Below are 13,379 nucleotides of genomic sequence, written 5' to 3' on the forward strand. Positions count from 1 at the left end.
CTTACCCTTCTTCCACTTTCTGATGGTACGCAGGCTCATTTTTCATATGATCCAAGCGATTTAATAGCTCTTTTTGAACGACCGGAGATGAAACAAGATACTCCTTGATCGGTCGTTTGGCCTTTTCATAGCCTTCCTTCTCAAAGTTGTCAAAACATGTATAGGCGTCCGTATAGCTATCGTTCAAAAAAAGTTTTAAATGTTTGTCATCTTCTGCTTGTTTCATGAAACGCTTATAAACAAGGAAACGACTTGCAATCTCATTCCAATGCGTTAATTGAAAATGCTCAGAAACCCTTTGGAATAACGCAGACTCAACAGTTGCTACACTTTTGTAAAAGTGCGCTGCATCTTGAATGGATCGATCATACAGTCTAATTTTATGTTCATTGATCTCTTTGATCGCCGTTGCGAGCGTGCGAATCATGTAGATGTCTTTCATGTCAGAGAGAAGAGAATAATAGAGACCGCTGAAATAGTCTCCTGCTAGGATGGTCAGCTGACGATTTTTGAATTCGTCTTGTTTGATGGCTGCAGCAGTTGTGACTTCGTCATGGGTATCAAGGGCAATTTGTACAAGCATCGCCGTTAAAATATAATTTTCTTTTTTCTCTGCATCAATTTGAGCTTCATCAAACATTGCATGAAAAAGAAGGAGCTTATCTTCATCGATGAGTGGCGCACGTAAATGCTTCGCCAAATAAGGATGAGAAAGCTTTTTATTTAATTTTATATTTAGATTAGATAAAATTCCGTAGATGTCTTGCAAAGATATCACCCTTGTCCCAAAAATTACAGTTTCATATGTAGCCCTGCACATTGTATAGAGATTTATTATACCATATCAGCTCTCACTTTTATGCTATCAAGTGCATTCAAGTGCTTATTTCTTTGCTTCGCTTTGAATTTCACCGAAGCTCGTTTGAATGACAGCATCGCCTCTTACTTTGATCGCTGACGTATGCTCAGTAAATTGTGCAATGATGACTTCACCTTTATCGAGCTTTTCGGAATGGTGAAATCTTGTATCAGAGCCTCTAGTTAAGCCGATGACATTTACACCATTATCAATGGCTTTAATCACTACAAAATCAGATGCTTTATTTTCACTCAATCTGTTCACCTTCCATCTATTGAATTAGTCGTTTTTAATAAAGGAAAGCACTTCTGCTCTTGCCGCCGTATCATTTGCAAATGTACCGCGTACTGCTGATGTCACGGTTTTAGCACCTGGCTTTTTCACTCCGCGCATCGTCATACACATATGCTCTGCTTCAACGACAATCATCACGCCATGCGGATTGAGTGTTTCCACCATACTATCTGCAATGGTTGATGTAATGCGTTCCTGAAGCTGCGGGCGTTTGGCAACAGCCTCTACAGCTCTTGCAAGTTTGCTAAGTCCCGTTACTTTTCCGCCGCGCGGAATATAAGCGACATGGGCTTTTCCGTAAAAAGGTACAAGGTGATGTTCACACATTGAATGGAAAGCAATATCTTTTACAAGAACGAGTTCTTCGTGGTCTTCACCAAAAATGGTTTTAAAATGTTCTTTTGGATCTTCATTTAATCCCGAGAACACTTCTTCATACATTTTTGCTACTCGTTTTGGGGTATCAAGAAGTCCTTCACGATCTGGATCTTCTCCGATGGCTTTTAATATATCGCGTACTGCGTGTTCGATTAGTTCTTTATTTATTTCACTCATGTATTATATCCTCCAAAGGCGATTACATTTCAATCAGATTCTAGCACACTTCAGATCCTAAAAGCAAAGGAGAGCGTTCTAAACGAACCTTTTGATTCAAAAGGAAAAGCCCCTTATGAAAGGGGCTTTTCTAGACCAGTGTGAAACTTTATATGTATAACTCCTGCAATAGGATCATTACACATAACGATTATTTACCTGCCACCGCGTCTTTAAGTGCTTTACCTGGTTTGAAAGCAGGTACTTTGCTTGCAGGGATTTCGATCTCTGCACCAGTTTGTGGGTTACGTCCTTTACGAGCTGAACGCTCACGTACTTCAAAGTTACCAAAACCGATAAGTTGGATTTTGTCACCATTTTTAAGTGCATCTAAAATTGTATCAAAAACAGAATCAACTGCTTTTGTCGCGTCTTTTTTAGATAACTCGCTTGCTTCAGCAACCGCGTTAATAAGTTCTGTCTTGTTCATGCCTTTCACCTCCTCCCAAAAATATGCATTCAGTAGATTGTTATCATTTCTTCACAATTCATCTTCTTTCTATACACTTTTTTCGAAAAAAAGAGCGTCTAGAAAGCGTTATACATGGCTATTCATTAGAAAACAACTCTTTGAAGGAATGTTTGTCCAACAAAGTGAAGATTTTCTGTAAGTAGATTAACACATATGAAATACCATATCAAGCATTTTAAAGGGAAGAATCCTTATTCGTCAAGGATTAAGGGCACTTTTACGAACGAATATTCCTAATTTCAGCCTGAATCTGACTAATCTTTATACAATTGTCTTTTTATGACTCATTCAATACGCAAAAAAAGACCCCTGTCAATGAGAGGTCTCACATGCTATAGAATAATGGCGATCAAACCGCCTGATCCTTCGTTGATAATTCTTTCAAGCGTTTCTTTCAGCTTATATCTTGCATTTTCTGGCATCAGCGACAGCTTTGCTTGAATACCTTCTCTGACAAGGGAGCTGAGTGAGCGCCCAAATATATCAGAATTCCAAATCGAAAGCGGATCATCTTCAAAGTCTTGCATTAAGTAGCGGACGAGCTCTTCACTTTGTTTCTCTGTTCCAATAATCGGTGCAAATTCACTCTCTACATCTACCTTAATCATATGAATAGATGGCGCAACCGCCTTTAATCTCACGCCGAATCTCGAGCCCTGCCTAATGATTTCTGGCTCATCTAAACTCATATCTGACAAGGCCGGGGCCGCAATCCCGTATCCCGTCTGCTTCACCATTTTTAATGCGTCTGATACTTGATCATATTCTGTCTTCGCATGCGCAAAATCTTGCATGAGCTCTAGAAGATGGTCTTTCCCTCTAATTTCCACACCAACCACTTCTTTTAGAATATGATCATATAGATCATCTGGGGCGTACAGGTCAATCTCCGCAATCCCCTGACCCATTTCAATCCCTGCTAAGCCCGCTCTTTCAATAAAGTCAAATTCGCTGAATTGACCAACGACACGGTCAACATCTCTTAATCTTTTAATATCCTTTACGGTTTCCTTCACTGAATCCTGATAACTTTCTCTCAGCCAATGATCTTCTTTCAGCACCATGACCCAGCTTGGCAAGTTCACATTCACCTCTAGGACTGGGAATTCATATAATGCTTCACGAAGCACACTAAGGACGTCTTGCTCTCTCATACTTTCTACACTCATGGCGAGTACTGGAATATCATATTTTTGGCTGAGTTCCTGCCGCAGCGCTTCTGTTTCAGGGTGATATGGCCTCACAGAGTTGATCACCATAATAAACGGCTTTCCAACCTCTTTGAGCTCATCAATCACACGTTCTTCAGACTCAATATAATCATGTCTTGGGATTTCTCCAATGGAACCATCTGTTGTAATCACAACACCGATGGTTGAATGCTCTTGAATGACCTTGCGTGTGCCAATTTCCGCTGCTTCATGGAACGGGATTGGCTCTTCATACCACGGCGTGTTGATCATTCTTGGACCATTTTCATCTTCATACCCGCGCGCACCAGGGACTGTGTATCCGACACAATCAACAAGCCTGATGTTGACATCAAGACCGTCACTCACATGGATCGATGCCGCTTGATTCGGTACAAATTTTGGCTCAGTGGTCATAATGGTTTTTCCTGCTGCACTTTGCGGCAATTCATCCTGTGCTCTTGCACGATCTGCCTCATTATTGATATTCGGGAGCACCACGAGCTCCATAAACTTTTTAATAAACGTAGATTTCCCTGTACGAACAGCGCCAACGACTCCTAAATATATATCGCCTCCTGTTCGTTCAGCGATATCCTTGAAAATATCGACTTTTTCCAAGTGATCCCCTCCCGGACTTGCTATCCTCGTTTTCAAATAAAATACTCTATTCTTCAATCAAACTGTGCTTGAAAGGTGTCTGGACAATATATGTGTATGACGTTGTCCTATTTGAATATGACACCTTTTTTGTTTTGAGAGTATGTTTAGCCATAAAAAAACCTTTCTCCTCATTTATATGCAGAGGAAAAAGGTTCATTCTTGTTTATGACGTCTTTTTTTCTAAAAAGTCAGGCTCACCTTTTTTGTTGATGGTATATGGGACAGAAAACGCGGGTACAAACGGGGTTTCCTGCCAATAGACATCTTGAATGTTTTCACCTGGTTTGAGCTTTTGTTTCGTATTCTTCAAAATATGAGCAAAATCACTGCGGTAGTCCACATAGATTTCGCCATTTGATGAAATCAGTAACGGGAGGGAATTCCCCGTCACCGGACTCATGACCGTAGGCGGCGATTTTAAGCCTAGCTTTTTTTCATTTAACGTATATAAATTGCTTGATACTACTTTGCCATATGGCGGATATGTATGTTCATCTTGATATATTTTGATTCTAAGCCGTAATTCACTGATGGTTTGCGTCATTTTGACATCAAGCAGTTTCACCGTTGGTTTTTTTTCGACGTCTGTGAGGACATACATATATTCTCCCCCGCCTTCAAAAGATGTAGACGGTACATCGTGTAAATATCTTGGTGACAAGCGCTTAAAGTCGATGACGTACTTCTGATAAACCGGCGTATCTGCTTCTTTCGTTTCAATCGGCAAAAGGCCATTTGTTGCTTTTTGAAATTCCTCAATCGCTGTCTGAACGCTTTGCAGCTGTTCTTCATATGGCACACGGTTTTCAGTTTTGCGATTTTCTGGATACAGACATCCTGTTAGTAAAATAAGTGCTAACAACGTGACACTGACTTTTGCTTTGATCATCACATTCTTCCTTTTTCTTTATTCATTGACCGGCCCGCTAAATACAACTAAAAACACAATGATACCTGATATAAGCATCAAGCTGTATGCGACGGTCGAGGCTGTTATTTTAAGAAACCGGCTTTTCAGCTTAAATCGACTGAAATAAATGGTTACTACGGCTAAAAACATGAGCCCCATGGAACCAAGCGCAAACCACATCTTGATTAAAGCAAAACTCATCGTGCCTGTCCCCCTTCAAAACGAACAAATTGTAAGCGTTTATATTTCATTCTAAACCAAAAATAAGGTAAATATCAATCATTTTTCCAATCATTCAGAAAAAAGCGCATAAAAAACTGAAGCAAAGAGGGGGACTCTGCTTCAGTCATTAAATCGACTATTTTTCCTCATTCTGTAGAGGCAAAGCTCTATTCAAACTTCATTGCTATGTTATGCAAGTCTTCCCCTTCTTGCATCCTCTACATGCCTAAGTTCAGTCTTCCATTTATTTTGTTTGGTTTTCAAACATGTTCACAAGGTCTTCCATTTCATGTGTTTTCACACGTGCCATCAATGATTCTACAGCATCGTCGACCTTTTTCCCTTCAAATAAGACGTGGTAAAGCGCCTCTGTAATCGGCATGCTGACCTTGTATTCTTTGGAGAGCTGATAAGCGCCTTTTGTTGTACGGACGCCTTCAACAACCATCCCCATTTTTTCAAGCACTTCTTCAAGCTTATACCCTTTACCAAGCAGATTTCCGCAGCGCCAGTTACGCGAATGAACACTTGTACATGTCACGATCAAATCTCCCACGCCTGTTAATCCGGCAAATGTCAGAGGATTTCCTCCCATTTTCGTACCAAGACGTGCGATTTCAGCGAGTCCTCTAGTGATGAGCGCCGCTTTCGCATTGTCACCATATCCAAGTCCGTCTGTGATCCCTGCCGCAAGAGCAATGATATTTTTCAGTGCTCCGCCTATTTCTACACCAATCACATCAGGGTTTGTGTATACTCTAAAGTTGTTGTTCATGAACAAATCTTGAACAAATTGAGCCGCTTCAATATTTTCTGATGAGACAGTGACAGTTGTCGGATGACGCAAGCCTACTTCTTCGGCATGGCTCGGCCCTGATAAGACAACAACAGCTTCTCTTTTCTCAGCAGGTACTTCTTGTTCAATCATTTGAGAAATTCTAAGAAGTGTATCTGGTTCAATCCCTTTACTTACATGGACAAACGGCACTTTCGATGTGATCAGCTCATTTGCCTGCTTTAATACTTCGCGAATGGCCTTTGTTGGCACAGCGACAATAATAGCGTCTGTCCCCTCTAACGCCTGCTTCATATCTGTCGTCGCCTGAATAGACGCTGGCAGTTCGACATTAGGCAAGTAATCATGATTTTCATGTTTCTCATTGATTTGATCAATAAGCTCTTGTCTATGTCCCCACATGTGTACATCATGATGATTATCAGCTAATACAAGCGCAAGAGCTGTTCCCCAGCTGCCTGCTCCAAGTACTGAAATTTTCTTCATCCTGCTCACCCTTTTTATTTTCTCGCTCTCGCAAATATTTTAATCGGTGTTCCTTCAAAACCAAATGCATCTCGAATGCGGTTTTCTAGGAAACGTTCATAAGAAAAGTGCATAAGCTCTGGATCATTTACAAACACCACAAAGGACGGAGGCTTAATAGCCACCTGTGTCGCATAGTAAATTTTCAGACGCTGTCCATTATGAGTCGGTGTTGGATTCATTGCCACTGCATCCATGATGATATCGTTCAAAATATTCGTTTGAACGCGCATCGCATGATTTTCACTAGCTGTAATAATGGATGGCATTAACGTATGAATTCTCTTTTTCGTGAGAGCAGACATAAACAAGACAGGTGCATAATCCAGGAATTGAAAATGCTCGCGAATGTTTTGCTCAAATTCCTTCATTGTACGCTCATCTTTTTCAACAGCGTCCCATTTGTTCACAACGATCACAACAGCTTTACCAGCTTCGTGTGCATAGCCTGCAATACGTTTATCCTGCTCAATAATGCCTTCTTCACCGTCTAGAACAACAGCGACAACATCAGAACGATCAATGGCTTTTAATGCACGAAGCACACTGTATTTCTCTGTTGTTTCATATACTTTTCCTTTTTTCCTCATACCTGCTGTATCGACAATGACAAAGTCACGCTGATTGTACGTAAACATCGTATCCACAGCATCTCTTGTCGTACCAGCGATGTTGCTCACAATGACCCGGTCTTCTCCAAGCATTGCATTCACTAAAGAAGATTTCCCTACATTCGGGCGGCCAATTAAGCAGAACTGAACAACTTCTTCCGCATACTGTGTATCCGGTAAGTTTTTGAAGTGTTCTGCGACAGCATCAAGCAGATCACCTAGACCTAATCCGTGCGTTCCAGAAATCGGATACGGTTCGCCAAACCCTAGTGCATAAAAGTCATACACGTCACTTCTCATTTCAGGGTTGTCCAGTTTATTGACAGCAAGTACAACTGGCTTTTTCGTGCGATATAAAATTTTTGCGACTTCTTCGTCCGCAGATGTGACACCATCTCGGCCATTCACCATAAAGATAATGACATCCGCTTCATCCATTGCGATTTCTGCCTGATGGCGAATTTGCGCTAAAAATGGCTCATCTCCAATATCAATTCCACCAGTATCTATTAAGTTAAAGTCATAATTTAACCATTCAGCAGAGCTATAGATTCGATCTCTTGTTACACCAGGTGTGTCTTCTACAATCGATATTCTTTCGCCTGCGATTCGATTAAAAATTGTAGATTTTCCAACGTTGGGCCTTCCAACAATGGCTACGACAGGTTTACCCATAGTACCCTTCCTTTCAATCCAGCCGCGATTCAATATGTTCATCATCATGTTTCAACCGGGATTTAAAATTTTCATTCAGTTTTATGAAATAAACCCTTCAAACATGAAGGGTTCAACTTATATATTATATCAATTTTTAATCAGACCACAATGAATAACTTAAAAATGTTTGACAATCAAGTAAAGATCTTCTCCAATTCCGTGTGCAATTCCATCTAAAATGGCCTCTAAATTCATGGCGTACATGTCGAGTTCTTCTTTATTTTCACAGAAAAAAACGGCTGTTCCGCCCATGACCCGCTCTTTATTTGTTGTAGCCACAGCGAGTATAAATTGTTCAATGGTGTTCGCCATGCCCTATTACCTCACTTTCTTTTTTATGAACTCTGTCGGCATTCTGATGGCATTTTCTAAAATAGGTACTTCTTCCAATACACGGACAGCCAAATCTTCACGATACCATTGCGGTAAAATGAACACGCCAAGTGTGCCGTTATTTAGATCACGTTTTGCGAGCGGACAGAGCGATGGTTCACCAGAGTCGCGATACACCCCAAGTACGTTGGATAAATCAAATAAAATGGCTTGCCGCTGCCCAAGATTGGCAATCGTTGTGGCTGAGTTGAAATTTTTCGGCGTCAAAATAAAGCCCATCCCATGCTCTAAAATGAGCTTTTGCTTTTCGGGCAGTCCGATATTCATGATGTAAATATCATTCACATAAAGCCCTGCCCCATCAAAGCGAAGCTCTCCTTTTTGTATATTGACAATATCCTTTAATTGGCTGCCAGACATTAATAGCTTTGCCAAGAAAAAACAAAGAATACCGACCACTGTCCCAATAACGAGCGAGAAGAAAATACAGGCTGTGGTAGTAATCAGTGCCGTGAGAATCGCAATATAATTCCGGCTTTCAAAGGCAATGGCAATGCCTTCTATATATGTACTGCCTCTTGAGACTAGCTCATATGAATCCATTTGAGTTAACGTATTTCTTTCCATATTGCGGACATCTCGGAATTGCGTGGCCGCCAGCGTGAGAAAGGTAATCGCCGTAAATTCCTCCTGAATGAGTGCAGGCATAATGATCGCACCAAGTCCTGAAGCGATAAAACCAAGCGCAATATGAATCACTTGTCCATGAATATACGTGGGGTATTGCCGGTAATCTGTTCTTAACATATAAAGTCTGGCCGCCATCCCAAAGATGACACCAATAATCACAGGAAACGTATAATCCGTCATGTTGATTTTGCAGCCCCTTTTACTGGTTTTCTTGATGAACGGGCGTTCAAGAGCTTTTCAAGCTGATCGACACCTAATAGGAAGATGGACCCTTGAACAACAAGGGACAGAAAAGAGAGATCTCCTATGACAATCGATGATGTCAGGCGGTGAATCGTCAGCGCATAAAGGGCTTCGCCAAGACATACAGACATCATCCATAGGGTGACTCGTTCTGTGAAATGATGTCCATATGTCAAAGACATCAAGATCAGCAAGGCAAATACGACCCAATCCACTTTTATTAGCGTGAACCAAACCGGGTCATATAATGCAAAAATCATAAAAAAGGCATATGCGCTCACCATAGAGCCTAATTGCATGATTCTCATCATTTGATGGCCAGACCGGAATATAACGAAACCTGCACATGCATATAAAAAGGTCATCAAGTACCCCGCATTGAGGCTCATATCAAACATGGATACCATGAAATGACTACATATAATATGGACGAGGACACAAACGCCTAGCATACTGCGCCATGAGCTTTTTTCCATAATAAATGTCACCATAATCCAAACGAACCATATGGACCAATAATAGTACAAAGCCTCCAACGTCTCATCACCTCAATTACATTATGGGAAAATCCCCAATTTTTAAACGTAAGGGATCGCTTTGGGCATTGTATGAAATAAACAAGAGGTGACACTCTAATAATTGAGGAGGGATGCATGATGGGAAAAGATAGACAGGAAAAACGCTTAAAGGCATCAAAAAGAGTGGAATCTGACCGTGATCAATCCATTCATCATAAAGGGGCAACAGCATTAGAAGGTCCAGATAGCGCACGAAGAAGAAATCAATAAAAAAAGGCATGTGATGACCACATGCCTTAGATGTTTAGGGACTAAACTTGATTTTAGTCCTTTTTCTTCTTTGATCTTAAACTATAGTACGTTGTGTCGATGCCTCTTTCTTTGAGCCAATGACTTGTTTCCCCGGAAATGACAACCTGGGTTTGTCTCAGTTCTTCAATGGTCTTCACGCCAAGCACTGTCATCATCATCTTCACATCTTCTTGAAGATCTATGATATCAGCGATGAGGCCGCTCTCCCCTCCGCCAGTCAGTGATTTTAAGAAAAAGCCAGCTAGACCAGCAGCGGATGCGCCAAGAGCAATTGATTTTGTTACATCAAGGGCGTCTTGTATACCTCCGGAGGCTAAAACCGTTTGATCTGGAAAACTTGTATGTACTTCAGCAAGACTCGCTGCTGTTGGAATCCCCCACTGGTCAAAATAATGAAGCGCTTTTTGGCGGCGAAGATTTTCGATCTTTGAAAAGTTCGTACCACCAAATCCTCCTACATCAACGGCCGCAACTCCAGCATGAAATAACTTTTTTGCCGTTTCCTTGCTCATGCCAAATCCGACTTCTTTTACGACAACAGGCACACCAACTGATTCAGCGATGGCTGCGATGCGCTCAAGCGCCCCCCTGAAATCACGGTCTCCTTCAGGCATGACGATCTCTTGGATCACATTTAAATGAATCTGGAGCATATTGGCCTCCAGCATCTCGACTGCTTCCTTCGCTTGCTTAATCGTTGCTTCACTGCCTAAGTTCGCAAACACAATTCCATCCGGATTGACTTTTCGAACAACTTCATACGTACGTCTTTCTTCTTTATCTTTCAGTGCAGCCATTTGTGATCCAACTGCCACCGGAATATTCGTTTCCTTCGCTGCGATCGATAAAGAGCGGTTGATCTCATAGGTCGACTTTCCGCCCCCGCCAGTCATTGCATTGATAAAAATTGGCGAACCGAAAGTCAGTCCGCCAATTGTCGTATGTGTATCAATTTGTGATGTCGCAAGATCTGGTAGACCGACGTGAACGAAGGAAACATCTTTTAAACCTGTTGCTGCATGCTGTCCAGTGGACAAGGCATGTTCAATATGCTGCTTCTTTCTTTCTGCTCTCGTCAATTTTGATCACCAAATTATTTTAATTTATTAAGCTTATCGCCGATCAGGTCACCAAGCTGGAATCCGCTTGTGTTTTCTTCTTTCGCCTGATATTGACGATAATTCTCTTCGATTTGTTTTTCAGGATTTTCTTCTAAATCACGGATGCTTAATGAAATGCGCTCTTCATCTTCATTCACATCAAGCACTTTCACTTTCACAGTCTGCCCTTCTTCAAGGACTTCTTGCGGTGTACCGATATGTTTATGAGAGATTTGGGAAATATGCACAAGTCCTTCGACGCCTGGCAGAATTTCAACAAATGCACCAAAGCTCACAAGACGTTGAACAGTTCCTTCAAGCACATCACCTTGTTTTACCTTTTCGCCAATCTGGCTCCAAGGTCCTGGTAATGTTTCTTTAATAGATAGTGAGATACGTTCGTTATCACGATCAACAGCAAGTACTTTGACCTGGACTTCCTGGCCTTCTTCCACTACGTCAGATGGCTTTTCAACATGCGCATGGGATAGTTGAGAAATGTGAACCAATCCATCAATGCCGCCAATGTCTACAAATGCACCAAAATCAGTAAGGCGCTGCACTTTACCATCAATCACACTGCCTACTTCAAGCTTTTGCAGGAAGTCTTGCTTTTTGTCTAATTGCTCTTGCTCCACTACTGCACGGTGCGAGAGAATCACACGATTTTTTTCGCGGTCAAGTTCGACCACGACAAGTGAGAGTGTTTTACCTTTGTAGTCTGAGAAGTCCTCTACATAGTGCGCTTCTACAAGAGATGCAGGAATAAATCCACGCACACCAATATCTACGACAAGACCACCTTTTACAACGTCTTTTACTTCAGCTTCAAATACTTCTTTTGTCTCAAACTTTTTCTCTAGGTCTTCCCAAGCGCGGTCTGCATCAACAGCACGTTTCGATAAAATCAAAGCATCGTCTTCGACTTTTGTTACTTTAAGCTCTAACTCGTCGCCATCTTTCACGACATCTGATGCTTTTTCAACGTGAAGACTTGATAATTCACTGATTGGGATGATCCCAGGCTGTTTCACATTGACGATATCTACATTGACATGCTTGTCCTCAACTTTAGAAACAATCCCTTTCACTACATCTCCAACCTCTGGTACCTGAACATCGATTTGATTCATTTCCTCTGTCATTTCGATAACCTCCTTGGTCCAAACCTACACAGCTTAGTTAAAACGACTGGGCGAATATGTGTCTTAAGCATGATGATTACCAGCCGAATATGTATTAAAGAAACATTCAAATCAACATAATTGCTTGAATGATCAATAAAAATAGTATTAGTATAAACTTCTAATAAAAGACCTTGTTTGTCAAGAGATAAACCTCTAACTTATTAAAGTTTTCTAAAATTTCTTACTGTTTCTCCACGCGGTCTGCTGCATCTAAAATTTTACCTGCTACCTCTTGAATGGAAAGAGAAGTTGTGTCAATTTCAATGGCGTCATCCGCTTTCTTAAGTGGCGAAACTTCGCGCTCAGAATCAAGTTTGTCACGTCTTGCAATCTCTTCAATCAGCTGATCGTAATTGACATCGTAGCCTTTTTTCTGATTCTCTTCAAAACGGCGTTTTGCTCTTTCTTCTACTGATGCAAGCAAGAAAATTTTCACTTCGGCATCTGGAAGAACGTGCGTACCTATGTCTCTTCCGTCCATAACGACACCGCCTTTTTGACCAAGCTCTTGCTGCCTGCGGACCATTTCTTCCCGAACAGCTCTGTGCTTTGCGACAACCGATACTTGGTTGCTCACGCGGTCTGTGCGAATATCCTCTGTGACATCGGTATTGTCTAGATGAACTTTTTGACCCTCGTCCGTTGAGACCAGATCAATCACAGTTTTTTTTAGTAATGCATCAAGTGCTGTTTCGTCCTCAAGGTCTATACCATGATTAAGTGCCGCAAGTGTAATCGCGCGGTACATGGCACCTGTATCGATATAAATATATGATTTTTTTGCTGCGACAATTTTTGCCACAGTGCTTTTTCCTGCTGCAGCAGGACCGTCAATTGCGATAGATAATTTCTTTTTCATAATACCTCTCCTTGATTGAATCTCCCTTATGAATTGTAACACGATCACCGCTCAAACGGGGGAATTTTCTATCAATCCTTCTGCTTAAACGTTTCGATCCAATCTTCAATGCTCATGTTATTTACACCCTCGTATTGCACGACTTTTGACAAAAAGAGTTCTCCTTTTGTCAAATGAAGTGTGATCTGAACGGCTAATAATAAGACAAGCTGAATGAGCACCGCTTTCAATAACCATCTTTCCATTGTCTTCATACAAAAAGCCTCCACGCTAGATTCTTTCAC

Annotated in this window: 17 protein-coding genes; 1 reads left to right on the forward strand and 16 read right to left on the reverse strand. The window is 41.3% G+C overall.

Features of this window, described 5'->3' with window-relative positions:
- Position 1 precedes the first annotated feature (1 nt).
- From MKZ03_RS10020 to MKZ03_RS10075, 12 genes are all read right to left on the reverse strand, one after another.
- On the reverse strand, positions 2 to 769 hold the full coding sequence (locus MKZ03_RS10020; protein ID WP_341031721.1) for a heptaprenyl diphosphate synthase component 1: 768 nt from the start codon (positions 767 to 769) through the stop codon (positions 2 to 4).
- A gap of 114 nt (positions 770 to 883) precedes the next feature.
- The gene (mtrB, locus tag MKZ03_RS10025) at positions 884 to 1,114 is read right to left on the reverse strand and encodes a trp RNA-binding attenuation protein MtrB (RefSeq protein WP_008344541.1); all 231 of its coding nucleotides are present in this window, start codon (positions 1,112 to 1,114) and stop codon (positions 884 to 886) included.
- 24 nt (positions 1,115 to 1,138) lie between these two features.
- Entirely contained in the window at positions 1,139 to 1,708 is a 570-nt protein-coding gene (gene folE, locus MKZ03_RS10030) for a GTP cyclohydrolase I FolE (RefSeq protein WP_034661079.1), read from the reverse strand.
- Between the two features lie 190 nt (positions 1,709 to 1,898).
- Positions 1,899 to 2,177 (reverse strand): non-specific DNA-binding protein Hbs, encoded by a 279-nt coding sequence (gene hbs / locus MKZ03_RS10035; RefSeq protein WP_003215863.1) that lies wholly within the window; start codon positions 2,175 to 2,177, stop codon positions 1,899 to 1,901.
- 374 nt (positions 2,178 to 2,551) lie between these two features.
- Positions 2,552 to 4,030 (reverse strand): stage IV sporulation protein A, encoded by a 1,479-nt coding sequence (gene spoIVA / locus MKZ03_RS10040; protein WP_008344534.1) that lies wholly within the window; start codon positions 4,028 to 4,030, stop codon positions 2,552 to 2,554.
- Between the two features lie 205 nt (positions 4,031 to 4,235).
- A complete protein-coding gene (locus tag MKZ03_RS10045; RefSeq protein WP_034661080.1) occupies positions 4,236 to 4,961 on the reverse strand; it encodes a hypothetical protein in 726 nt (241 codons plus the stop codon).
- Positions 4,962 to 4,979: 18 nt separating this feature from the next.
- Positions 4,980 to 5,183: a DUF2768 domain-containing protein gene (locus tag MKZ03_RS10050; protein ID WP_034318888.1), complete on the reverse strand. Its 204-nt coding sequence runs from the start codon at positions 5,181 to 5,183 to the stop codon at positions 4,980 to 4,982.
- A 265-nt stretch (positions 5,184 to 5,448) separates the two neighbouring features.
- Entirely contained in the window at positions 5,449 to 6,486 is a 1,038-nt protein-coding gene (locus MKZ03_RS10055; protein WP_034661081.1) for an NAD(P)H-dependent glycerol-3-phosphate dehydrogenase, read from the reverse strand.
- Positions 6,487 to 6,500: 14 nt separating this feature from the next.
- Positions 6,501 to 7,811 (reverse strand): ribosome biogenesis GTPase Der, encoded by a 1,311-nt coding sequence (gene der, locus MKZ03_RS10060; RefSeq protein ID WP_034661082.1) that lies wholly within the window; start codon positions 7,809 to 7,811, stop codon positions 6,501 to 6,503.
- A 159-nt stretch (positions 7,812 to 7,970) separates the two neighbouring features.
- Positions 7,971 to 8,165, reverse strand: coding sequence for a capping complex subunit for YIEGIA (locus tag MKZ03_RS10065; RefSeq protein ID WP_003215794.1), 195 nt, complete (start codon positions 8,163 to 8,165; stop codon positions 7,971 to 7,973).
- A gap of 6 nt (positions 8,166 to 8,171) precedes the next feature.
- A complete protein-coding gene (locus MKZ03_RS10070) occupies positions 8,172 to 9,056 on the reverse strand; it encodes a YIEGIA family protein (protein WP_034661083.1) in 885 nt (294 codons plus the stop codon).
- The gene (locus MKZ03_RS10075) at positions 9,053 to 9,655 is read right to left on the reverse strand and encodes a YphA family membrane protein (RefSeq protein WP_223249886.1); all 603 of its coding nucleotides are present in this window, start codon (positions 9,653 to 9,655) and stop codon (positions 9,053 to 9,055) included. The genes MKZ03_RS10070 and MKZ03_RS10075 overlap by 4 nt, the downstream gene beginning before the upstream one ends.
- 120 nt (positions 9,656 to 9,775) lie before the next feature.
- Between MKZ03_RS10075 and MKZ03_RS10080 the strand changes: the two genes are divergently transcribed.
- The gene (locus MKZ03_RS10080) at positions 9,776 to 9,907 is read left to right on the forward strand and encodes a YpzI family protein (RefSeq protein ID WP_066030721.1); all 132 of its coding nucleotides are present in this window, start codon (positions 9,776 to 9,778) and stop codon (positions 9,905 to 9,907) included.
- Positions 9,908 to 9,960: 53 nt separating this feature from the next.
- Here the strand turns inward: MKZ03_RS10080 and fni are convergent, their stop codons facing one another.
- The 4 genes from fni to MKZ03_RS10100 form a co-directional block, all read right to left on the reverse strand.
- On the reverse strand, positions 9,961 to 11,028 hold the full coding sequence (fni, locus tag MKZ03_RS10085; protein ID WP_307499840.1) for a type 2 isopentenyl-diphosphate Delta-isomerase: 1,068 nt from the start codon (positions 11,026 to 11,028) through the stop codon (positions 9,961 to 9,963).
- 14 nt (positions 11,029 to 11,042) lie between these two features.
- Positions 11,043 to 12,194, reverse strand: a complete 1,152-nt coding sequence (gene rpsA / locus MKZ03_RS10090) for a 30S ribosomal protein S1 (protein ID WP_034661087.1) — start codon at positions 12,192 to 12,194, stop codon at positions 11,043 to 11,045.
- Positions 12,195 to 12,417: 223 nt separating this feature from the next.
- On the reverse strand, positions 12,418 to 13,095 hold the full coding sequence (gene cmk, locus MKZ03_RS10095) for a (d)CMP kinase (RefSeq protein ID WP_334749559.1): 678 nt from the start codon (positions 13,093 to 13,095) through the stop codon (positions 12,418 to 12,420).
- 71 nt (positions 13,096 to 13,166) lie between these two features.
- Positions 13,167 to 13,349, reverse strand: a complete 183-nt coding sequence (locus tag MKZ03_RS10100; protein ID WP_034661090.1) for a YpfB family protein — start codon at positions 13,347 to 13,349, stop codon at positions 13,167 to 13,169.
- Positions 13,350 to 13,379: the final 30 nt, after the last annotated feature.

The organism is Bacillus sp. FSL R5-0431 (assembly GCF_038002985.1).
GTDB lineage: Bacteria > Bacillota > Bacilli > Bacillales > Bacillaceae > Bacillus.